14 protein-coding genes are annotated in these 23218 nt (G+C 74.2%); 11 read left to right on the top strand and 3 right to left on the bottom strand.

The features are described 5' to 3' along the window. Nucleotides 1-331 precede the first annotated feature (331 nt). Both QI554_RS27195 and QI554_RS27190 read right to left on the bottom strand, forming a co-directional pair. Nucleotides 332-889, bottom strand: coding sequence for a Pycsar system effector family protein (locus QI554_RS27195; protein WP_281473258.1), 558 nt, complete (start codon nt 887-889; stop codon nt 332-334). 511 nt (nt 890-1400) lie between these two features. Further along, a complete protein-coding gene (locus QI554_RS27190; protein ID WP_281473257.1) occupies nt 1401-1595 on the bottom strand; it encodes a hypothetical protein in 195 nt (64 codons plus the stop codon). A gap of 1819 nt (nt 1596-3414) precedes the next feature. Between QI554_RS27190 and QI554_RS27185 the strand changes: the two genes are divergently transcribed. The 7 genes from QI554_RS27185 to QI554_RS27155 all read left to right on the top strand — a co-directional run bounded on the left by QI554_RS27185 (nt 3415) and on the right by QI554_RS27155 (nt 15976). Next, nucleotides 3415-4104 (top strand): Crp/Fnr family transcriptional regulator, encoded by a 690-nt coding sequence (locus tag QI554_RS27185; protein WP_281473255.1) that lies wholly within the window; start codon nt 3415-3417, stop codon nt 4102-4104. Nucleotides 4105-4311: 207 nt separating this feature from the next. Beyond that, nucleotides 4312-5121 carry a hypothetical protein gene (locus QI554_RS27180; protein WP_281473253.1) on the top strand — a complete coding sequence of 270 codons (810 nt, stop codon included), beginning with the start codon at nt 4312-4314 and terminating at the stop codon, nt 5119-5121. Between the two features lie 1455 nt (nt 5122-6576). Beyond that, nucleotides 6577-8670 (top strand): hypothetical protein, encoded by a 2094-nt coding sequence (locus tag QI554_RS27175; protein ID WP_281473251.1) that lies wholly within the window; start codon nt 6577-6579, stop codon nt 8668-8670. Continuing rightward, nucleotides 8667-10355, top strand: a complete 1689-nt coding sequence (locus QI554_RS27170; RefSeq protein ID WP_281473249.1) for a hypothetical protein — start codon at nt 8667-8669, stop codon at nt 10353-10355. The genes QI554_RS27175 and QI554_RS27170 overlap by 4 nt, the downstream gene beginning before the upstream one ends. A 1850-nt stretch (nt 10356-12205) precedes the next feature. Next, nucleotides 12206-13648 (top strand): protein phosphatase 2C domain-containing protein, encoded by a 1443-nt coding sequence (locus QI554_RS27165; RefSeq protein ID WP_281473246.1) that lies wholly within the window; start codon nt 12206-12208, stop codon nt 13646-13648. Further along, a complete protein-coding gene (locus QI554_RS27160) occupies nt 13645-15234 on the top strand; it encodes a hypothetical protein (protein ID WP_281473244.1) in 1590 nt (529 codons plus the stop codon). Before QI554_RS27165 ends, QI554_RS27160 begins: the two co-directional genes overlap by 4 nt. A 25-nt stretch (nt 15235-15259) precedes the next feature. Continuing rightward, nucleotides 15260-15976, top strand: a complete 717-nt coding sequence (locus QI554_RS27155) for a vWA domain-containing protein (RefSeq protein ID WP_281473242.1) — start codon at nt 15260-15262, stop codon at nt 15974-15976. Here the strand turns inward: QI554_RS27155 and QI554_RS27150 are convergent. Then, nucleotides 15940-18231 carry a phosphoinositide-specific phospholipase C-related protein gene (locus QI554_RS27150; RefSeq protein ID WP_281473241.1) on the bottom strand — a complete coding sequence of 764 codons (2292 nt, stop codon included), beginning with the start codon at nt 18229-18231 and terminating at the stop codon, nt 15940-15942. The genes QI554_RS27155 and QI554_RS27150 overlap by 37 nt on opposite strands. 255 nt (nt 18232-18486) lie before the next feature. Between QI554_RS27150 and QI554_RS27145 the strand changes: the two genes are divergently transcribed. The 4 genes from QI554_RS27145 (at nt 18487) to QI554_RS27130 (ending at nt 23217) form a co-directional block, all read left to right on the top strand. Then, nucleotides 18487-19314: an SAM-dependent methyltransferase gene (locus tag QI554_RS27145; RefSeq protein ID WP_281473239.1), complete on the top strand. Its 828-nt coding sequence runs from the start codon at nt 18487-18489 to the stop codon at nt 19312-19314. A gap of 210 nt (nt 19315-19524) precedes the next feature. Next, nucleotides 19525-20712 carry an ROK family transcriptional regulator gene (locus QI554_RS27140; protein ID WP_281473237.1) on the top strand — a complete coding sequence of 396 codons (1188 nt, stop codon included), beginning with the start codon at nt 19525-19527 and terminating at the stop codon, nt 20710-20712. Between the two features lie 110 nt (nt 20713-20822). Then, nucleotides 20823-22169: an ABC transporter substrate-binding protein gene (locus QI554_RS27135; RefSeq protein ID WP_281473235.1), complete on the top strand. Its 1347-nt coding sequence runs from the start codon at nt 20823-20825 to the stop codon at nt 22167-22169. Nucleotides 22170-22215: 46 nt separating this feature from the next. Then, the gene (locus tag QI554_RS27130) at nt 22216-23217 is read left to right on the top strand and encodes a carbohydrate ABC transporter permease (protein ID WP_425528063.1); all 1002 of its coding nucleotides are present in this window, start codon (nt 22216-22218) and stop codon (nt 23215-23217) included. Nucleotide 23218: the final 1 nt, after the last annotated feature.

The raw sequence follows: 23218 nt of genomic DNA, 5'->3' as shown, positions 1-23218 counted from the left end.
ACCTCTCATGATCTTGGAAAGCCCGGCGGCCCCGGCGCCCACCACGCTCGGACCGCAGGACGGCGACGCAACCCACCCGATGCGCCTCCACACCGCCTCCCCCTCCCGATAGTTGCCGAGGTTTTAAGCGCGGACGGGCGGCTGTCAAGGCGCCTCCCCGACACGGGACAGGCCGACTGTGCGTACAAGATCCACCGCGCCTTGACGGCCGTTCGGCCGCGCGGAAAATCCAATATCGGGAGGGGGAGATGGCCGCCGCCGGCGTACAGGTCCGGGACGGCGCATGGCCTTCGGTCTCCGTGCCGCGACGGAGTGGACAAATCCCCCGCACCTAGCCCACCAGTACTGTCAAGGCCGCCAGGAACGTCCCGACCAGCGCCGTGCCCAGGGACCACTGCACCAGCTGGTGTTTGCGCCACAGCACGCGGGACATCGCGATCAGTTGCCGGCTGAGTCCCGGCATCGGGTCGCCGAGTCGGAGACGTTCCCGCAGGTCGGCGTCGCGCCAGGTCCGCAGATGGCCGAAGTAGATGTGGTCGTCCAGCGAGGCGCTGGTGAGCTCGCGGCGTGCCATGCGTGGGAACACAACCGCAGCGGCCAACACGGCCGCGAGGGCCAGCATCGCGATCCCGCACCAGTACAGCCCGGCGGACAGTCCGCCCGCCGGGCTGAAACCGCTCGTCCGTCGGTCGAGCGCGACGGCGCCCGCCAGCGCGGCCGTCTCGACGCTGAGGGCGAACGAGGCCTTGCCATCCATGCGGCCGGTGGCCTCGGAGAGAACGCCGTAGATCCGCCACGCGGTGTCGACAGGGTCAGCGGCCGGGACGCGCGGCGGGGCGGACTGAGGGGAGGCGGGGCTGGTTGGTGTGTTCGGAGGGGGCACTGGCATGCCAGGCGGGGTGGCTGCCGTGAGTTGGGCACTCACCGGGGCGGGCTGGGGGGCGCTGCCGCGCGCGGACGAGGACGGCGGGGATGCCGACGCACGCGGTGGGGTGGCTGCGGTGGATTGGACGCTGATCTGCGCGGGTTGCGTGGTGCCGCCCTGCGCGGACGCGGGCGGCGGCGTTGACGAGCTGCGGGGCGAGGTGGGCGCGGTGGATTGGGCGGCTGCCCGGGTGGGCTGTGGGGCGCCGCTGCGGACGGACGTATACGTCGGCGGGTCTGCCGGGGGCCGGGGCGGAGAGACTGCGGTGGGTTGGGTGTTCACCGGGATGGGCTGCAAAGTGCTGCCGGGCACGGACGTGTGCTGCGGCGGGGTTGCCGAAGCGTGGGGCGGGGTGGCCGCGGTGGGTTGAGTGGTCCCCCGAGCGGGCCGGGAAGTGCTGCCACGCGCAGACGTGTGCGGCGGCGGGGTCGCCGAGGCGCTGAGCCGGGCGCCTTCGGGTGCGGTGCTCGGTGAGCTAGTCGTCCCGGTGGTCGGCGGCACGCTCGGCGAAGCGGCCGGACGGCTCGAGGTCGAGGTCGAAGGCCGGGCCGAGGTCGAGGTCGTGGGCGAGGTCGTGCGCGAGGTCGTGCGCGGGGTCGTGGGCGAGGGCGCCGTCGTGGGCAGGGGTGAGGTGGGCGACGGCGGCGGGGTCGAGCCGTCCCCCGTCCACCGCTGCGCGGCACCGAACTCCGGTTCCGACGCGGGGTCGGAGGCCGTTAGCGCTACCGGCCGGCTGGGCGGGTGCGGGTTCCCGAACTGCGGTTCCCCCTCCGGGTCCGACACCATCTCCGAGACCGGCGCCAATGCGACCACCTCTCCGGCCTGGTCGGCCGATCTGCCCCATCCCGGTACGGCCGCGACGGCGGGCAGGCCGAGGACGTCCCTGCCGTAGGCCGAGCCCCTCGCCCGCCGGTCCACCGACGGGTGGCCGAACCGGGCGTGCGGTTCCGCCTCGCCGGACGCCAGGCGTGTGCGGCGGCGCTGCGCCCACGAGTGACCGACCAGCGGGCTCGGCACCCGATCGTCGGACTCCGAACCGCTCGGTCGCCGCTCCGTCGACGAACGACCGGCCTCCGCAGGGGCCGCCGATGCATCCGACCGCGAACCCCTCCTCTCGTCGACGACCGGAACCAGCCACACCACCTCGGCCAGGACCTCGCCCCTGCCGTGGCCGTGGCCGTTGTCGTAGCCCTCGTCGTAGGCGTCCCCGTCGTCGTCACCGTCGTCGTGGCCACCACTGCGGCCGTCGCCGTCGAACGGCGCCCGCTCGACGCGGCAAGGGCCGCCATGCCGTCCCGCCGTCGACACGCGGCCCGGCGTCGGGCCCGCGGCCCCCGGGCCCGACGCCTGGGCCGATAGGCGGGGCTCGCCGGACACTCGCTCCCCCGCCGGGTCGTCGTCCTCGCGGGTCATCGCCGTCGCTGCCGCCCAGTGCGCCGGCGACGACGGTTCTGCGGTGGTCGCGGCGTCCGCAGAGTCGGCGGTGTCGGCGGTGTCGGCCCACGGCACCGCGCGTTCATCCGCGTTCGGCGCCGAGGCGTCCGCGCCGAACCCGGACCGGCCGCCAGGCCGTTGCGCCGGCACCAACTCCGGCTCCCCCGCCAAGTCATCGCCTCCGCCCGTCGTCGCCGCCGCTGCCGCCCAGCGCGACGGCGACGACGGATCCGCGGCGGTCGGCGCCGAGGCTGCCCCACCGGGCCCGGGCCGTCCGCCACGTCGGTGCGCCGGCGCGAACTCCGGCTCTCCTGAGGAGTCCGGGGCGGTCGCTTCCTGGTCGGTCACGGGCCCCCGCACCACCCCCGTGGGCGCGGGAGCCTCGCGCCGCGCCACCGCGTGCGCCCTCCCCGAATCGCCGAACCGGTCGGCGCTGCTTGCGCGTTCCGATCCGATGGAGGGTCGGACTCCGGCGAAGTCGTCCTGCGTGCCGGGCGTCGAGCGCGCGACGCGGGGCCCGTGGTCGGCGTCTGCCTCCGCCGCGCGGGTGCTCCCCGTACCTTCGCTCCGGCGCTCCCTGGCCGCCAGGTCCCGTTCCCCGTCCAGCCCGCCTGAGCCCTCGCGGTCCCCCGTCTCGCCGGCCGGCCGGTCACCCGTCCGTGCTCCCGCCTGGGCATACGCGGCCGCGTCGTGCGCGGGCGCCGAGCTGTCGATCCCGTGCCTCCGACCACTGCGTTCCTGTAGGCCTGACGACTCGTCCGCGCCCTCGCGGTCCCCCCGTACGCCGGTCGTCGGCTGCGCGTCGGCGGGATCGTCGTTCGGCTGTGCCTCTGCCGACGGGTTTCGGCCTGCTTGTTCGTGTGCCGTCACTGTGTCGCCCCGCTCCCGCGTGTTCGAAGCCTGCGACCTTGCCGTCGCGTCGTTCCCCGTCCTCGCGCCGCCGTTCATGCCTCTGGTTGTACGCCGACACCGCGCCTCGTTCTGCGTCAAACGACACCTTCGCCCAAGACCAACTCATAAACTGGTCACGCCCGTTCATAGCGGGGAGGAGGGACATGACGCAGCCCGCCCACAGCCCCACGTCCGGCATCCCGGGCACGCCGTTCTCGTCGCGCCAGTGCGCCGTGCTGGCGGGTTCCGGCGTGGCGCGGGTGTGGGAGCGCGGCGAGGAACTGCTGCGGCACGGTGGGCCTCCGGACTGCGCGATCCTGATCGGCGAGGGGCTGGTCAAGATCACGGCGTACGCCGACACCGGCTACGAGGGCCTGCTCGCCCTGCGCGGCCCCGGCGAACTCGTCGGCGAGCTCTCGTGCATCGACGACAAGCCGCGGTCGGCGACCGCGACGGCGATGCGCACCGTGCACGGAACAGTCATTACTGCGGCGGCCTTTCGTCGGCTGTTGGCGCGGGACGGCGAGCTGTCGTTCGCGATCCTGCGCAGCGTCGTCGGCCGGCTGCGCGATTCGGACGGCATGCGGCTCGACCAGGGCGCGCACCCGGCGGGGGCGAGGATCGCGCGCGTGCTGCTGGATCTGGCGCTGCGGCACGGCGCCGACGTGTCCGACGCGCCGGACGCACGAACGGTTTCGGTCAACCAGCAGGAGCTCGCGGGGGCGGCGGGGACGTCCCGCGAGTCGGTCGTGCGGACGCTGCGGGTCCTCCAACAGGACGGCCTCGTCTCGACGTCGCGCGGCCGGACCCGGATCAACGACATGTGGCGTCTCGGCCGCTGGGCCGGGATCTGACCGCCGTCCGAGGGGGATCGGGCGGGCTGAAGGACGGTGCGTCAACGACCGGTACGCCGGTGGGCTGTACGGCTGTTCGTCGCGTGTGCGTCATCTGACGCGGTGTCCGCGAGGGCGCGGCGGGAGGCTGAGCCGCGGTGTCCGGTCGGAGCAACTGGGGGGACGGGGGACTCCGGCCGGACACCCCGGCCGGGGAGAGGGGGAACGATGACCGACGAGGCGACGACGACGTTCCACTACGCGATCGTGGTGGCCGACATCGAGCGGTTCGGATCGCGCACCGTGGCCGAACAGGCGTGGCTGCGCTCCGCGATGTACGAGCTGCTGGACGAGGCCGCGGCGGCGGCCGGCGCGCCACCGGGCGGTGAACCGCGGCGGGTGGACCGGGGCGACGGGGTGTTCTGGCTGTTCTCCGCCGATACGCCGAAGGTCGCGTTGGCCGGCCGCTTCGTCGACCGACTGCAGAACGGACTGCGGGCGCACGCACGGGCGTTCCCGACCGAGGAGCGCGCGATGCGGCTGCGGGTGGCGTTCCACGCGGGCGAGGTGGCGTGGGACGGGCGGGGTTGGGTCGGCACCGACCTGAACACGGTGTGCCGGCTGGCGGACATCGCCCCGTTGCGGGCGGCGCTGGCGGCGGGGGTCAGGTCGGGGTTGGCCGTTGCGGCAACGGACGCGTGGTACCAGGGAGTTCTACGTCAGGGCGACCCGTCGGCGGACGCCGCGCCGTTCCGGCCGGTGGCGTTCGACGCGAAGGAGATCAGCGGCGCGACGGCGTGGATCGCGGTGCCGGGCTACGCGGTCCCTCCGGGCATCGACGAGTTCGCCGATCCGGCGGCGGCCGGCCGTCCCGAAGCGGCTTTGACGAACGGCGCGGCGAGCGGTGCGCCGGGCGAACCCGCCCCGGCCCCGGGCGCGTTCGCGGGCGCCAGGATCACGGCGAGTCAGGTGGTCGGCGGAGATCAGATCGTGCACGGGTCCGTGACGTTCGGCCAGCCGCCGCAGGAGGGCGCGTGATGCGGGCCGCGGGTGCCGAACGGCGTGCGGTCGGCCAGGTCCTGGCGGACGGCGTCGCTGCGCGTCGCAGGATGGGGCGGGAGCGGGACGGCCGCGCTCCGGCAGGTGAGCACGCCGACGAGCAGGCGACGAACCGCAGGCGCCCACTCGCGACGACGAGCGCCCTCGGGGCGACGAGCGACGCCGGGGCGGCTCCGAAGGTCTCCTCCGGTAGGTGTGGGAGCGCGCCACCGGAGGCTTGCCACGGGCAAGGGCACTCACGCGTCACGACGGCCGGTTCGCGAGCGCCGCGCACTGTGGGGGCTGCCCGCGCAGCCCGCGCCGGATGTCGGATCGCGCGACGGCAGATGCACCACCCGCAAGGGCGCTCACGCGCCACGACGGCCGGTTCGCGAGCAGCACGCGCTGTAGCGGCTGCCCACGAAGCCCCCGCCGGGTGTGGGATCGCGCGACGGCAGGTGCGCCACCCGCGGGGGCATCTATGCAACGTGACTCACCCGGCGGGACACGCGTGCCGCCCGGCCACCCGCGTACTCGAAGGCCGACTCGTCGACTGGTCGGTACGCCTCGTAGGGGTGTCTTTGCTGCGTCTCCCCCACGGAGTTCTCCATGCCTGACGAGCACGAACCCCCTGCCCCCAGGCCTGATCGGTGGGATCGTCTCCGGGCCGCCGTCGGGCTCGGCGGGGCTGGGGAGCAGCCGGTGCCTGATGCCCGGGCGGTGGCTCGGGACGGGGCTCAGGGGCTTGATCGGCCCGCCGCTCCCGGGACTCCCGGTGGGCCCGCGCGGCCTGCCGCCCCCGGGATGCCGGGTGGGCCGGCGCGGCCGGGGCGGGCGCAGGCTGTGCAGGGTGGGGCAGGGGCCGGTGCGGGTGACGGTGCAGGGGCGGTCGGCGGCGGCCCAGGTGCCGGGCCCGCCGGCGGGCCGGGTGCCGGGTCGCCCGGTGGCCCAGGTGCCGCCCCTGGGGCCGCGGCGGCTCGTGCTCGTGGTGCTCTCGGGGGTCGTGCGCGTCAGCCCGGCGCGGGAGGGCGGGTGGCGCCCGACGTCGCGGGGCCCGGCGCAGGTGGCGTCGTCGGTGGTCACCAGGCCGGGCGCTGGTTCGCGGGTGCCGGTGGCCCCCAGGGCGTCGGCGCTCCCCCGGGTGCCGCCGTCCACGCGCCTGCCGCGGGTGGTCTCGGCCAGGCCGCCGCGCCTGCCGCGGGGTTCGCCGGTGGCCCGGCGCCCGGTCTGGCTCCCGGCCTGGCCCACGGCCTAGCTCCCGGCGGAGTCAACGCCCCCGGCGCCCCCGGCGCCCCCGGCGCTCCCGGCCTCGGAGTCGGAGTCGGCCAGGCCACGCCCGCAGGTGGGGCCCACGGCGGGCCCGGCCTCGCGGCCGGTCGGGGCGACGCCGTCCCTGGCAGCGCCGCCGACACCCCGACCGCTGCCGGTGCCGCTCCCCCGTCCGCCGATGTCGGCATGCGCGAACTCCGGGACGGTCTCAGCGCGTTGGCCGCCCAGCCCGGCGCCACCTCCGAGCGGCTCGGGGTCGAGCAGGACGCTCTCGCGAACCTCCACGTCGCAGCCCACCAGGTCGTCGGACGGGACCAGTTCGTTCTCAATCTCACCAACGGCACCGGCCCCGCGTTGCGTTCGACGCCGCTCGGCGAGGATGAACTCGACCAGCTCAACGACGCGTTCGTCCCGCCGCCCGATTTCGCGCGGCTGGCCGCGGACACGCGGGACCAGGCGCTCGTCCTGCTGTGCGGCCCGCGCGGCGTCGGTGGCCAGACCACCGCCCTTGCGCTGCTGCGCGGTTCGGGGGTCCGCCGGTTGCTGCGCGTCGATCCGGCGTCCGACCTGTCGCGGGTGTCGCGGGAGGACTTCGAGCCGGGTTGCGGCTACGTCCTGTCCGACGCCGGAGGTCGGGCCGCCGCGTCGTTGTCGGCGTATGCGGCGCAGAACCTCGCCTACCTCCTACGCACGCTGAACTGCCGTATGGCGGTGGTCTTCCAGGACGCCGCCCCACCCCACGACCCCGACCTCGCGCGTGCCGTGCTTTCCGCTCCCGCGCCGCCGCCGTCCGCCGAGGTCACCAGGGCGCACCTGTTGTGGCACGCCGGTCCGGCAGGTGCGCCGCGGGCCGCCCGGCTGCTGGCGCGTGACGACGTCACAGGTCTGATCGCCGCCGAGGCACACGGGCAAGGCCTTGCCCGCGCGGCCGAGTTGGGCCGGTTGCTCGCGGTCGCTGACGATCCCGAGGACGCGGTCGCCGACCGGGTGAGCCGGCGCCTCGCGCTCAGGGACGACAGTGCATTCGCCCGCTGGCTGCAGGACCTGCCCGATCTGGACGCACAGTGCCTCGCCCTCGCCACGGCGGTGTTCGGCGGCGAGGCGTACGAGACGGTGGCCGCGCTCGGTGACCGGCTGCGCGACCTGCTGCGGCCGCCGGAGTCCGCGGAGCACCCGGACCGTCCGCGGAACGCGCCGTTCGGTGCGACGCGGAGCCTGCGGCTGCGCTCGATCGACGCGGTGTCGGACTACTCGGAGGTGCCCAGTCGGCACGGCGGGACGCGCGGCATGGTGGTGCGGTTCCGCGATCCGGGGATGGCCGCGCGGGTGCTCGACCACGTGTGGCACGAGTACGACGCGGTCCGCGACGTGGTGCCGAGTTGGCTGCGGGCCTGCGCCGCACACGAGTTGCCGACGGTCGGGGTGCGCGCGGCGGTCGCGGCAGGGTCGCTGGCCCGGCACGGGTTCGAGAGCGTACGGGTCGGGTTGCTGCAACCGTGGGCGGCCGACGAGAACCCGGCGTTGCGGGACGCGGCGGCGACCGCGCTGCGGGTGACCGCGTCCGACGGCGTGCACGCGGCGGCCGTCCGCAACCTGATCGGGGCCTGGGCGGCGACGGACACCGCGCCCGCGCTCCAGGCAACAGCCGCCCGCGCGTGGCGGGTCGCGCTCGAGCACGGTGGCCGCGACGCCGCGTGGGGGCTGCTGCACGGCCTCGCCGCCGTCGACGACCCTGACGTCGTGGACGCCGTGTGCACGAGCATGACCGAGTACTTCGCGCTCGACGACGGCGCCTACCAGGACGACGCGCTCGACCTCGTCGACCAGTGGGCGACAGGCGGGCGCTACGGCGGACAGCGGCGCCTCGTCGGCGAGTTGGCGTTCCTGTACGCGGCGGCCGACCTCGTCTCGCACACCGCCGCGGGGGCCGGAGAGGTGTCCGCCGCGCCCAGCGCCTGGCCCGCGCTCCTGGCGTGCGCAGCCCGTGCCCCGGGCCATTACGACGAAGTCGGCGTCCTGTGGGCGGCCGTGCTCACGTCGCCGGACTTCTACGACCTCGCGCAGGAGATCCTCGGCGAATGGGCGCGCCGGGTCGAGGACGACCGCCCCGGCCGCGCCGCGCTGGCCCGGCTGCTCGCGGCGGCCGCGACCGGGCCCGGCCCCGAGCGCGCCATCCGGTACGAACTGGCCCGCTGGGCCCGGGGTGAGCGCGGCCGCGCCACCCCGAAGGCGGCGCGGGACGTCGGCGTGCACCTCGACGGAAGGAACCGACTGCCGTGATCTTCGCTCCCAAGGACGATCCGAACGCGCTGGTGATCGGCCCGACCGCCGTGACGTTCGCGCAGCGTGGCGCGCCCGCGCGTCCCGGGCGCGCGCTGGTGTTGTCGCTCGAGGACGGCGCGGTGGTGGAAGTCCCGCGGCGGCCCACGGCGATGGAGTCGTTCCGGTTCAAGTACCGCTATGAGGTGGACATCGGCGACCACCCGGTGTCGTGGGACGAGGCGTTCCCGTCCGGCACCGGCGGGTTCGAGTTCCTCGCCACGCTGGAGGCGCGGTGGCGCGTGACGGGCCCGGTGGACGTCGTCCGACGTGGAATGCGGACGCTCGCCGACGGACACGAGGTGGTGCGGCTGCGGATGCGCGACCTGATATGGCCGCACACCGGGGCGTACGGCATCGACCGGCTCGCGGACGCGTCGCGCATGCTGTGGGTGCGGTTCTGCGCAGGGCCGCACGAACTCCCTGAAGGCATCACCGTGGTCAGCCTGATGGTGCGGCTGTTCCTCGACCCGGAGGCGACCGAGCACCTGCGCGACATGCGCAAGGAGCGGTGGCGCACCGACCTGATCGGCGAGCGCGAGAACGCCCTGCGCGCGGCGATGCGGGGCGACGGCGGGCTGCTGCTCCACTTGATCGCCCAGGACCCGAGCCAACTCGGCCAGGTGCTAAATGATCTGGCGACGCGTCAGGACATGGAGCTGGCGCAGAAGCAGCAACTGCTCCGGGACCTGATGGACCATCGGCTCATCCAGCCGGCCGAGGCCCAGGAGATGTGGGACCGCATGACGCGGCCGGCGTCGGCGTTCGGCGGCATGCCGACGACCCTGCCGGGGGTCGGCGACTCGGCACCGCCGCAGATCATCGCGGGCCGGGTCGTCCCACAGCGCTTCGACGAGGGCCCGCCGCGACCCCGCGACCGGGGCAGGTCGGACGGCCGGGGCGAGGCGGAGTACGGCCCGTCAGGGCCGGGGTACGGCGGCGAACCGACGGGCCGCGGCGGCCCGACCGGTCCCGGGAGCCCGGCCGGTCCCGGGGGCGCCCCTGCGGGCGACCACACGCTCGATTTGTCGGGACGCCGCAGACCGGACGGCCCACCCGAGACGATGGACGACGCACCGCAGACCGCAACAGGCGTGCCCCGCAGCGGCGGCTTGGGCGTCGACCCGGCGCGTTCCGGCTACGGACACGAACCCGGCTCCGGCGCACCCGACCTGACGGGCTATCGGGCCCCTGACGGCACGCCGGACGCGTGGGCGGGCGGCGGCGGGGCGCCGCGTGGTGGCGGGTACGGAGGTGCGTACGAGGGTGGACGTGGGGGCGGCTACGGCAGCCCGTTCAGTGGTGGGCACAGGAGCGGATACGACGGCGCGCGCGGGAGCGGGTATGACGGTCAGCACGGCGGCGAGCGTGGGAGCGGGTACGGCGGCCCGCACGAAGGCGGTTACGGCGTAGGCCCCGACACGGCGCCGGGCGGCGGCTACGGCGACGTGTTCGGCGGCACTCACGGCCCCGGCCCGGCCGACGGTCGGCTCCCCGACACCGTCGAGGCGTATCCGCGGGACACACGCCCCCTCCCCGACGCCGACCGCCCCGACGAGACCGGCGGCACCAACGTGTCGGGATCGACCCCGGTAGGACGTAGCCGCCGCACCCCGCCGAACGACGGCCGGCGGGACGGCGCATGAGCACCCCGGACCCGACGGGGGCGTCATCTCCGCGCGACCCCGCCCTCGGCCGGCTCGGCCGCTACGGCGGTCTGAGTGGTGGGCCGCACGCTCGTACCGACGCCGAGCCGCCACCTCAGGCCGACGACGAGCAACCCCACTGGTGCGGCACGCGGCTACTGGGCCAGGCCGTCCGCGACCGCCGCGACCGGAAACAACCAGCGTTCGCCCCCTACCCGGACGCGTGGCGAGACCCGGCTGAGCCGGATCCCTTCGACACCGCAGGCACCAGGAACCCGGCCGCCCCCGAACCCGCCACCGCCCCAACCGCCGGCGACGTCCAACAGCCGGCTCGGCGCGTCACCCCGAGCGCCTCGGACGCCCGGCCCGACCAGCAACGCACGGACTCTCCTGCGACGGAGCAGACCGACGACCGGCGCGAGTCGCCCGACGCCGGAGCCCGCCCACCGTCGGGCGCGGCTTCACACGGCGACGGCGAGGGCGGGCGACCCGTCCAGCGGGACGCAAACCACCCACGCGAACCGGCCAGTTCGAACGCCCTCCCGCCGCCAGGCACGTTGCCCCGCAGCGACGGCCAAGGGCGGCTGCCCACCACGCGAAACACCGACGAGCGGCCCGAAGCGCCTGGCTCCGGAACCCTTCCGCTACCGAATGCGTCAGCCCCTGACGCCTGGCAACGCCCGCAACCCGACCCGCAAGGCACCGGCGACCGACGCGAACCACGTGACGCGGGAGAACTCTTGCCGCCCGGCACCTTGGCGCGCAGCGACGACGGAGGCTCGCGCCCCGTTCGGCGAGACGCCGACGACAAACATGGAGCAGTCGGCTCGGGCGTGCTCGTGCCGCCAGGCACATCGGCCCGCGGCAACGGCCAAGGGCGGCAGCGCACGACCCGAAGTGCCGACGACCAGTGCGAACCAGCTGGCACCGGCGCAGTTCCTCCGGTGGGCGCAGCGTCGCGCCTTGACGGTTGTAGCGAGGACCCCGCTCGACGAGACGCCGCAGACAGGCAGGGACCGTTCGGCTCGGGCACCCGCCTGCCGCGAGGCGCGATGCCGTTCGTCCCAGGCATATCGGCTCGCGGCGACGGCGAGGGCCGGGCACCCGCCAGGCAAGACTCTGACGGCATGCGCGAACCTGGTGGCGTGCAACACCGACTGCCGCCAGGCACATCGCCCCGCGACGACGGCTACGACCGACAATCCGCGCGGCGCCACATCGGCGACGCCCGTGAACCACGTGGTGCTGCAGTGCTTCCAGCACCCGACTCGGCCTCGCGCAGCAACGGGCAGAGTCAGCAACCGGAGGCGCAAGGCACCAACGCCAGGCGCGAACCGTTGGGCGCGGGGCCCCTTCGACCGCCAGGCACGTTGCCCCGGAGCCACGACCAAAGCCGGCACCCCGCTCAGGCCGGCACCGGCGACCGGCGCGAACCGTCTGGCGCCGGAGCACTTCCGCTGTCGGACACATCGGCCCGCGATGACTGGCACAGCCCCCAGTCAGACCAGCACAGCACCGACGACAGCCGCGAGCCGTTCACCGACGGCCACCTGTTGCCGCCCGGCACGTTGCCCCGCAGCGGCGGCGACCTCCGTCGCCCCGTCCAGCGAGACGCCGACCACGGCGGCAAGGCAGTCAGCTCGAACGCCCGCTTGTCGCTAGGCACATCAGCCTGCGGCGAGGGTCAAGGGCGGCAGCCCGTCCGGCGCGACGCCGACGACCAGCACGAACCGCGCGGTGGCGGAGCCCTTTCGCCGTCAGGCGCAGCGGCTCACGGCGGACGGCAACGCTCGCAAGCTGAACAGCCCGGCATTGACGACAGCCGCGAACCGCGTGGCGCTGGGAACCTCTTGCCACCCGGCACGCTGCCCCGCAGCGACAAACAAGGCCGCCACTCCGCCCAGCGGAGCGCCGGCGACCCGCGCGAACTGCTCCGCGCCGGAACCCTTCCCCTGCTGGAGACGTCGGCTCACCACGACCGGCAACGCCCGCTGCCCGCCCACCAGGGCACCGACGACAGCCACGGGCCATTCGGCGTCGGAGACCGCATGCCGCCGGGTGCGCCGCCTCGCGGCAGCGGCCAAGGGGGGCAGGCTGAGACGCAAAGCCTCGACGACCGAGGCGAACCGTCTGGCGCCGGAGAGCGTTCGCCGTCGTCCGTGCACGGCGACTGGCACGGCCCGCAGTACGACCAGCACCGCACCGACGGCATACCCGAGCCGGTCGGCTCGGGCGCCCTCCTCCCGCCGGGCCTCGGCGACGGTTCGCTCTATCCGCGTGGTCGGGGCTGGGCCGATCCCGGCCCGCGGGTCCCCGGCAGCGCGGCGAGTGCGGCCGCCGTCGGCGGGGCGGGCGAGCCGTCGGCTTCCGCGGCCTCCGTCGGTGAAGCGGGCGAGCCGTCGGCTTCGGAAGTCCCCTCCTCCCCCGCCGATTTCCCCGTCATCAGCCGTCGGTCGCGCGCCGCGCGTCAGCCTTGGCTGTTGCCTGACGCGCCCGGCCCCTCCGGTATCGCCGCTGATCAGGCCTCGCTCGGGGGGCTCGAGGTGTTGGCGGCGTCTGTCGTCGGGTCGGGGCATCGGGGGCGGGGGCTGCCTCGGCAGGACGCGTATCGGATCGGGCGCGACGACGCCGGGCGGCATCTTGTGCTCGCCGTGGCCGACGGCATGTCGGACAGCGCGCATTCCGATGTCGGTGCGACCGTCGCCGTGACCGCGTTGGTGGCCGGACTGCGCGAGGAGGTGCGGCGGTTCGCCGGGCTGCCTGCTGGGCGGTTGGCGCGGGAGCATCCGGACAACGTGTTCCTGTCGGCGGCCGGTCAGGTCAACGGCGTTGCCCGGCAGCGCGGTTGGTCTCCCGACGAGGTCCGCAGCGTCGCCGTCGCCGCCGTCATTGCCGCCGAGCCCGACGCGGATGGCGGGCGTGCCGCCGTGCTCGGTGCGGTCGGTGACGCGAGTGCGTGGCTGCTCGGCGACGGGCGTTGGCACCAGGTGCTCGGTCGGCCGAAGGCCGGGATGGACGCGAACCGCGTCGCCGCTTTCCTCCCGTACACGACCCGCGCCGCGGTCGAGGCCGAGGTGCGGCTGCTGCCGGGCGACGTGCTCGTGCTGGCCACGGACGGCGTAGGCGAGGCGCTGGAGGCGTTCCCAGGGTGGTTCGCGCGGCGGTGGCAACAGCCGCCGCCCGTAGGCGCCTTCATGCTCGACGTCGGGTTCGAACAGGAGCAGTTCCAGGACGACCGCACGGCCGTCGCGGTGTGGTGCGGCCCGCTGCCGGGTTCGGAGGGCGCCGGGTGAACAGCTGGTCCGGCAGCCCGTTTCCGCCGGACGTCCGGCTCTCGGACGTCCCGCAGGGCGCGGTCCTCGCGCGCGATCGCGGCGAGTCCCGCGTCGTGTTCGAGATCGCCGGGCATCCGGGTTGGCTGGCCAAGCTGTACCGGTCGCCCCTGGGTGTCGTGGACGCGGCGCGCCTCAAGGCCCTGACGCTGCTGCCGGCCACGTTGACCGACCCCGCGCAGACCGACGTCGTGGACCGCTGCACGTGTTGGCCCGTCTCCCGCGTCCTCGACGAACGCGGCACGGTGGTGGGCGTGGTGGTCGCGAAGGCGCCGCGCCGGTTCTTCGCCGCGCTGCGCGGCCTCAGCGGGCGTCCGACGCGGCCCGCGCCGTTGGAGATCGACTGGCTGGTCCGCGAGCCGGAGGCGTACGGGCCGCGCGGCCTGGCGGTGCCGGACCTGGGGGTCCGCGTGACCGCCGCGCGCCAACTCGTGGCGTTCTGCGCGCTGTTGGAGCAGTGGGACGTCGTCTACGGCGACTGGTCGTACAGCAACGTCTTCTGGGCGCGGAACAGCGGCGACGTGTTCGTCATCGACCTCGACACCTGCGGCATCGAGCGGCGCGAATGGATCGAGTCGCCGGAGTGGGAGGACCCGCTCTTCCCGAACGACAGCCAGCCGCCGCTGACCGTGCACTGCGACAGGTTCAAGCTGGCGACGCTGCTCGTACGCTGCCTGACCGGCGTGCGGCGCGATCCGCGGACGGCGTACGCGGCCCTGCCCGACGCGCTGCGCGAGGGCCGTTTCGGCGCGGTCCTCGACCGGATCCTGGCGGCCGACACGCCGGGGGAACGGCCCGGGCCCGACGAGCTGTCCGCCGCGCTGGAGGAGGACGTCGCGGCGCTGGACCTGCCGGTGCGGATCGTGACCGAGGAGCCCGACGAGCTCGAAGAGCCCGAAGGACGCGAGCCCGAACCCGACGAGTCCGCCGGATCCGACGCGGCCGCCGAGCCCGCGTCCGCCAGGACCGGCAACGTCACCGGCCACATCCCGCTGACCGCGAACGGCTCCGCGCCGCTGCCGCGGCCGCCCGCCGTACCTCCGCCGCCCGCGAGCCCGCCCCCGCCGTCGCCCGCCGCGCCGCACAGCCCGCCGCACACCCCGCCGCGCCCGGTGGTCCCGCCTCCGCCTACCGCGCCCCCCACCCGTGCCGCCGGGGCAGGGACGATCCCGCCTCCGCCGAACACACCTCCGCCGGCGTCCCAGGACGTCCCCATGCCCCCGCCGCCCCGCACACCGCCGCCCGCCCATCGGCCGCCTGCGCCCGCGGTGGCCCCGCCGCCCGTCCCGTCCCCGCCGAAGACACCTCCGCCGCCGACGACGGCCCCTCCGACCGCCGCAGCCCCGCCACCCGCCACGGCCCCGCCACCCGCCGCACCACCGCCGATGCCGCCGCCCCCGTCCGAGAGCCCTCCGCGCTCGCCCCTCCCTCCGCCTCCACCGCCGGCCGTCCCGCCGCCACCCGCGGCCGTCCCCCCACCGCCCCCGGCCGTCCCCCCGCCGTCCGCCGTCCCCCCGAGACCGCAGTCCGCACCCCCGCGGACGTGATCGTCCCGCTCGTCCTGGAGGAGCAATGTCCGACGCCCACGCGCCCTTCGGCGGCGGTGCGCAGCCGGCCCAGCCGGCGTTCAAGCCCAAGGGGCTGCCCGCCTACCTCGTGCTCGACACGTCGGGCTCGATGCGGGAGTTCGGGAAGCTGCTCAACGACACGCTGCTGAACATCTACGACACGCTCTACACCAGCCCGCAGATGTCGGAGTTCATCCACCTGTCCGTCCTGTCGTTCAACACAGCCGCCCACCTGGTCACGCCGATGACGGACATCGACGAGCTGACGTCGCTGCCGACCGTGCGCTGCGAGGGCCTGAGCAACTTCGCGCCGATCCTGCGCCTGGTCCGGCGGCAGATCGACGCGGACGTGGCCCAGTTGGCGCAGCGCGGGACGCAGGTGCTGCGCCCGGTGGTGTTCCTGCTGACGGACGGCGTGCCGACGGATCCGACCGACCAGTGGGAGGCGGCGCTGGGTGCGCTGCGCGATCCGACGTGGCGGCCGCGGCCGCATGTGATCACGTACGGCTTCGGGCTGGCGAGCGAGTACACGCTGCGCCGGCTGGCGACGGTGGCGGCGTTCCTGGCCGAGCCGGGCGGCGGGAGTACGGGCGAGGCGTTGACGTCGGCGTTGACCAGTCTGCTGAACTCGCTGGTGAACTCGGCGCGGACGCGGTCGTTGCAGGTGCCGGAGCAGGTGCAGGGCTACAAGTCGGTGCCGCTCGACTTCGTCGAGTTCTGAGCCGTCGGCGCGTTCCGAGGGTTCTGGGCCGCGCGGCGCACGCGGTCGCTGTTGAGGGCGTCGACGGCGCCGCGTGCGTCGCCGATGGTGGCGAAGTCGACGGCGACGAAGTTGACCGGTCTGCCGCGTTCGGTCTCGCAGCGGTGCGCGCGGTCGAGGACGAACTGCCGGGCGTTGATCTTGCCGGCGTCAATGCGGCTGCCGCCCATCGCGGTGATGAAGTGGTTCATCAGGAACAGCTTCTTGCCGCTGCCGCCGCGGTTGGGGACGCAGTTCATCTCCGACGGGGCGGTGAAGGTGAACGGGGTCTCCATGCCGTACCGGTAGAACTGCCGGTAGCGCGGGTCGGGCCCGTCGGCGCGTTCGGCGAACACCACCAGGCGGTGGCCGTCCTTGATCATCTGGCGGAGTGTGGGCCATTCGCCGTCGGGGTCCTGCGGCGGGGTGGCGAGGTAGTGGTCGACGCCCGCCTCGCGCAGCGCGTCCATGGTCTGTTCGCCGCTGACGGCGTCCTGAAGGATGAGGGTGACGACCTCGTTGGGGTTGCGCTGCAGCCAGTCCCCGACCTCGCGCATGGTGCCGACGAGCGGCAGCGCGCCGGCGCGGCACACCGAGTGGCACAGCCACAGCCCCGGGCGGGCGGGCGCGAAGCGGTCGATCACGCCGGCGACGATGGCCTGTTCCTCGGGGGACATCTCGGCGGTGGCCAGCCGCGGCGCGATCTCCTCGGGGGTCTCCCACATGTACGTGTCGATGAGCAGTCCCCGTGCGCCGAGGTCGAGTTGGGTGACCAGGTCGGGGTCCTGCAGCGGGCTGAGGAAGCGGTCGGCGGTGGACGACATCGAGTTGTGGGTGGCGAGGTAGGCGACCTCGTCGTAGCGCCGGTCGCACAGCTGGGGCATGCCGTTGCAGCGGCGTTCCTTGGCGGGGTCGCCGACGGTGGGGACGGGCACCAGGATGGTCAGCGCGAGCGCCGCGGCGGCGCCGACCGCGGCGATGACGGTGACGGTGCGGGCGCGCGAGCGCGGTAGGGGGTCCTGGCCGCGCAGCTGGCGGCGTACCGCGAACGCGGCGACGGCGACCAGGACGCCGCCCGCGATGACGGGGACGGCGGAGGCGACCATCCAGACCGCGACGATGTTGCGGGTGGCGGCCTCCTGCACGTCGTCGACGAGGGTGCGGACGGACGGCGCCCAGCCGCCGCGGTCCGCCGGGATCAGGTGCGGCAGCGCGGCCCACGCGATGAGGCAGACGACGGCCGCGAGCAGCCCTCCCGCGGCGAGGGCGACGCCGGGTCCGTGCAGGCGGGCGGGGCCGCGGCGGGGCGCGGTGCGCCACAGGACGAACAGGCCGCCGAGGGTGAGGAGGCTCGCGACGGCCAGTATCGTGCCGAGCCCGAACACCGTGAAGGCGCGCAGTTGCGGGAGCGGCCCGAGGTTGACGTTGGTGTCCTTGGCGGGGACGTCGACGACGAGGTCCCAGGGGCGTTCGTGGCTGAGTTCGGCGAGGCCGTGCTGTGCGCCGAGGACCTTGTCGCCGAACAGCACGGGGACGACGGCGACCAGGACGCCGCCGAGGTCGTTCGCGCGCAGGGCGGCGATGACGGGTTCGCGCAGGGGCGCGCGTTGCTCCTGCGGGAGGCGTTCGAGGATGAGGTCGGCGACTTCGGGGGCCGCCTCGGGGGCGAGGTCGAGGGCGGGCAGCCGGTCGGGGCTGCGGCCGGCGGCGAGCGCGTCGAGGGCGTTCTGCACGGAGGCGACGAAGTCGGGCGCGTTCTTCTCGGTGACGGAGGGGACGCCGCCGGTGAGGTCGCCGACGAAGACCTCGGCGATGCCGCCGAGGTTGTTGACGATCGGCTTGAGGTCGACGACGAAGTGCAGGTCGCGCTCGTCGCCGCGCAGCCAGGCGACGGTGCGGCCGATCTGGTCGCCGGCCATGCCGCGCAGCGTGGCGGGCGGCACGACGAGGCGCAGGTTGGCGGTGGCCTGGTTGGGCGGGATGGGCAGGCGGGCGAGCAGGTCGCGGGTGAGGTCGGCCATCGCGGGGTCGACGAGGACCTGGTCGTAGAGGCGATTGTAGGCGTCCTCGCGTTCGAGGACGCCGTCGTACCAGTCGCGGTCGAGGACGGTGGCGCGGGCGACGCCGAGGCCGGTGATGACCGCGACGCAGACGGCGACGACGAGATAGGCCGCCGCCCGCGCGGCGCGCAGCCCGCGGGTCCGGCCGCCGGGCGCGGGCCCGGCCTCGTGCGTCACAACCGTTCCTTTCACCCCTTCAATATAGGAAAACCGTACCAATGCCCCGAACCGCCACGACGGGGACCCCTCAGGAACCGCCCGGCCGGAGGCGTCGCCGCGGCCGTTCTCCCCTCGCTGCCCGTTTGCGCCGGGTCCATGGGCGCGGCCTCGGCGCGGGCACGCGCAAGTCGATGGTGATCCGGGCTACGATCCGCCCTGACGCTGCATCAACTCGCCGCAACTGTCGGCGCGGAAAAGGGAATAGGGGTCATCGTGAGCGAGCCGGAGCAGGACGGGGCCGACGTGGCCGCCGAATGGGCGCCGACCGGGATCGATGTGAGCAAGCCGAGCATCGCCCGGGTGTACGACGCGGTGCTGGGCGGCAAGGACAACTTCGCCGTCGACCGCGTGATAGCCCAGCAGTCGCAGGACATCGTCCCCGAGATCGGCGACGTGGCCCGCTTCAACCGGGCGATCCTGGGGCGCGCGGTGCGCGCGATGGCGAACGCGGGCATCCGCCAGTTCCTGGACCTCGGCTCGGGCCTGCCGACCGTGCAGAACACCCACCAGGTCGCCCAGGAGGTCGCGCCGGACGCGCGCGTCGTCTACGTCGACATCGACCCGATCGTGCTCGCGCACGGCCGCGCGATCCTCGCCGAGAACGCGAACACCACGGTCGTCACCGCCGACCTGCGCGACCCCAAGACGGTGCTGAACCTGCCGCAGGTACGGGAGTTCATCGACTTCGACCAGCCGGTCGGGCTGATGCTGGTCGGCGTCATCCACCACCTCGGCGACGATGAGGACCCCGACGGCATAGTGCGGACGTACCTGGACGCGCTGCCGGCCGGAAGCCAGTTCCTGCTCACCCACTTCTGCGCTTCCAGCCCCGACGCGCTGGCGCTCGAGGGCGCGCTCCTGACCAGCCTGGGCACCGGCCGGTTCCGGACGCTGGAGGAGATCACGGCGTACTTCGACGGCCTGGAACTGCTCGAGCCCGGCGTGGTGTACCTGCCGGTGTGGCGTCCCGAGGAGCCGGTCGCCGAGCCGCTCACGATCGGCCAGCGGCTCATGGCCGGCGGTCTGGCGGTCAAGCACTGAGCGTGCTCCGGCGTCCCTGGGTGCTCGGCTGACCCACCCTCAACAAGGCGGTGACCCTTCGGGGTTGCCGCCTTCGCCGTGTCCGGGGACAGGTTGCAGCACAGCTGGTCTGAACCATTGACACCCGTGCGCGGGCCGCCCTATCTTCCTCGCTACGCGGAACTGTTAGGAAACTTTCCTAACCTCTCCACGAGACACCGAGGGGGACCGATGTCAGGCGACCGGGCGGGCCGGCCGAGCCTGCTGCGCGCGATCAACGACCGCGCGGCACTCGACCTGCTGCTGCGCCACGGCCCGCTCTCCCGCGGCCGGATCGGACAGCTCACCGGGCTGTCCAAGCCCACCGCGTCCCAGCTGCTGGCCCGCCTCGAGGCGGCCGGCCTGGTGCGCGCGGTGGGCACGGCGGGCGGCGGGCCCGGCCCGGCCGCACAGTTGTACGAGCTCAACCCGGCGGCCGCGCACGTGGCCGGCCTCGACGTCACGCCCGCGCGCATCGACGTCGCGGTCGCCGACCTGTCCGGGCACGTCGTCGCCGAGTACCGGCTGCCCACCCCGCGGCGCGCGCCGGTGAACGTCGCCGCGCGGCTGCGCGAGGCGGTCGCCGCCGCGACCGCCTCGGCCGGGCTCGCCCCCGCCGACCTGACGCACGTCGTGATCGGCATGCCGGGCGCGTTCGACCCGGCCACCGGGCGCTTCCGGTACGCCCGCCACCTTCCCGGCTGGCACGCGCCCGGCGTCCTCGACGAGGTCCGCACCGCACTCGGCACCACCGTCGACGTCGAGAACGACGTCAATCTGGTGGCGCTCGCCGAGCAGCGCGAGGGCGCGGCGAAGGACCCCGGCGACTTCGTACTGCTGTGGGTCGACGAGGGCATCGGCTCGGCGCTCGTGCTCGGCGGCCGGCTGCACCGCGGCGCGACCGGCGGCGCGGGCGAGGTCGGCTACATGCCGCTGCCCGGCGCCCCCGTGATCCGAGACATCGGCCGCAGCAACACCGGCGGCTTCCAGCAACTCGCCGGCGCCCCGGCCGTGTTGGCGCTGGCCAAGACGCACGGCATCAGCGCCCGCACGGCGGCCGGCGCGGTCGCCCAAGCGGTCGCGGCCGAGCCGCAGCACTCCCCCGGCGGCGCCGGGTTCCTCGACGAGCTCGCCACCCGGCTCGCGGTCGGCCTCGCGTCGATCGTCGCGGTGCTCGACCCCGCGCTCGTCGTCCTGTCCGGGGCCGTCCCGCTCACCGGCGGCGCCCCGCTCCTGGCCCGGGTGACCGACGAGCTGCACGGGCTCGCCATCCCCCGGCCCCGGCTGGTCCTCGGCGAGGTGCGCGGCAACCCCGTGCGCACCGGGGCCGTCCACGCGGCGCTCGACGTGGCCCGCGACAGCGTGTTCACCACCGCCTGACCCCGCACAGCCCCCGCACGTCCCGCACCGCAACGGCACTTCCCGCGCCGCGCCCGCATCTCCCGCACGTCCCCCGCACTTCCCCCGCCGATCGCCCGGAGGAGATCCCAGTGCACAGACCCCGATTCCGCCGCCTGACCGCGTCCATAGCCGTCGCCGCCACCGCCGCGCTGCTCGCCACCTCGTGCGCGGGCGGCTCCGGCGGCGGCACCGGCGCCGACGAGGACATCAACAAGAAGGTCACCATCAAGTTCTGGCACGGCTGGAGCCAGGAGAGCGAAGTCAAGGCGATCAACGACCTGATCGCCAAGTTCAACACCACGCACCCGAACATCAAGGTCGAGGCGACCCCGAACGTCAACGACGACAAGCTGACGCAGGGCGTGCGCTCCAGCAAGGGCCCCGACGTCGTGTCGTCGTTCACGACCGACAACGTCGGCCAGTTCTGCTCGTCGGGCGGCTGGGTCGACCTGGCGCCGTTCGTCACGAAGTCCGGCCTGGACCCGGCCAAGACTTTCCCGAAGGCGACGCTGGACTACACGCAGTTCCAGGGCAAGCGGTGCGCACTGCCGTTCCTCGCCGACGCGTACGGCCTCTACTACAACAAGGACATGTTCACGGCGGCCGGCATCACCTCGCCGCCCAAGACGATGTCGGAGTTCAAGGCCGACGCCGTCAAGCTCCAGCAGCTCAACGCCGACGGGTCGATCAAGGTCGCGGGCGTCATGCCGACGTTCCACGGCTACGAGTTCACGCCCGCGCACGTGCTGGCCCAGTGGGGCCCGACGTACGTCGGCGCGGACGGCAAGTCCAACCTGGCGAGCACGCCGCAGGCCGCGCAGATGCTCACCTACCAGAAGGAACTCGTGGAGGCGCTCGGCGGGTTCGAGAAGCTCGAGAAGTTCCGCGCGGGCTTCGGCGAGGAGTTCTCCGCGCAGAACCCGTTCCAGGCCGGGCAGGTCGCCATGCAGCTCGACGGCGAGTGGCGCACCGCGTCGATCGCCGAGGACAGCCCGACCCTGAACTACGGCACCGCGCCGCTGCCCGTGCCCGACGACCAGGCCGACTCGTACGGCCGCGGCTACCTGACCGGCACCGTGATCGGCATCGCGAAGTCGAGCCACCACCAGGCCGCCGCCTGGGAGTTCATCAAGTTCCTCACCACCGACACGGACGCGGTCAACTCGTTCGCGGCGACCATCCACAACGTGCCGACCACGTTCGCCGCGCTCGACAGCACGCCGCTCGCGGGCGACGAGCACTTCAAGCCGTTCCTCGAGGTCTTCAAGAACCCGGCGAGCAACAGCACCCCCGCGAGCCTCAACGGCGGCAAGTACCAGGTCACCTTCCAGGAGTTCTGCTACGCGTGGGAGGCGGGCCGGGTGCCCGACCTGAAGTCCGGACTGGCCGGCGTCGACAAGCAGATCGACACCGACACCGCCCAGGCCAAGCCGTGACGCGGCGGCGGCTGTGACAGCACACCCGGCAAGCACAGCGAGCCCGGTGGGGAGGCGCGCCGACACCACGTCGGCCGCGGCCCCGCCGGGCCGGCCGGCCAAGGTCAAGGCCCCGCCCGGGCTGCGCGCCCTGCGCCGCCGGCGCGGCGCCCGTACCGTCGCCTTCCTGTCCCCGTGGCTCATCGGGTTCGCGGTGTTCTTCGCCTACCCGCTGGGCGCGACGGTCTACTACTCGTTCACCCACTACGACCTGATCAACCCGCCCCAGTGGGTCGGACTGCGCAACTGGCGCTACGTGTTCGAGGACTACCCGCCGCTCGGCAAGGCGCTGCGCAACACGCTGTGGCTCGTCGCGGTGATGGTCCCGCTGCGTGTGCTGTTCGGCCTCGGCGTCGGCATGATCGCGGTACGGCTCAAGCGCGGCGCGAGCCTGTTCCGCACGCTGTGCTACCTGCCGTTCCTCGCGCCGCCGGTGGCCGCCACGATCGGCTTCGTGTTCCTGCTCAACCCGGCCACCGGGCCGGTCGACCAGATCATGGACACGCTGCACATCCCGAACGTCGGCTGGTTCAACGACCCGGCCTGGGCGAAGCCGGCGCTGGCGATGCTCGCGGTGTGGGGTATCGGCGACCTGATGGTCATCTTCATCGCCGCCCTGGTGGACGTGCCGCGCGAACAGTACGAGGCCGCCTCGCTCGACGGCGCGGGTCCCTGGCAGCGCTTCCGCTACGTCACGTGGCCGTCCATCACGCCGGTCGTGCTGTTCGCCCTGGTCACCGGCGTCATCCAGACGATGCAGTACTACACGCAGGCGATGGTCGCCGGGAAGGTCGCGAGCGGCATCATCGGCGCCCCCGGCCAGAGCTTCGAGCCCGGCTACCCGCAGGGTTCCACCCTGACGCTGCCCCAACTCGTGTACCAGGAGGGCTTCTCCTCCTTCGACACCGGCGTCGCGTGCGTGCTGTCGCTGCTGCTGTTCGGCATCGCGATGCTGGCGACCGTTCTGCTGATGCGCCGACGTGCCGGCTTCATGACCGCGGAGGACTGAG

Source organism: Yinghuangia seranimata (genome assembly GCF_029953285.1).
Taxonomy (GTDB): domain Bacteria; phylum Actinomycetota; class Actinomycetes; order Streptomycetales; family Streptomycetaceae; genus Yinghuangia; species Yinghuangia seranimata.
The sequence above is the reverse complement of the archived record's forward strand: the minus strand, read 5'-3'. Positions and strand labels throughout refer to the sequence as shown.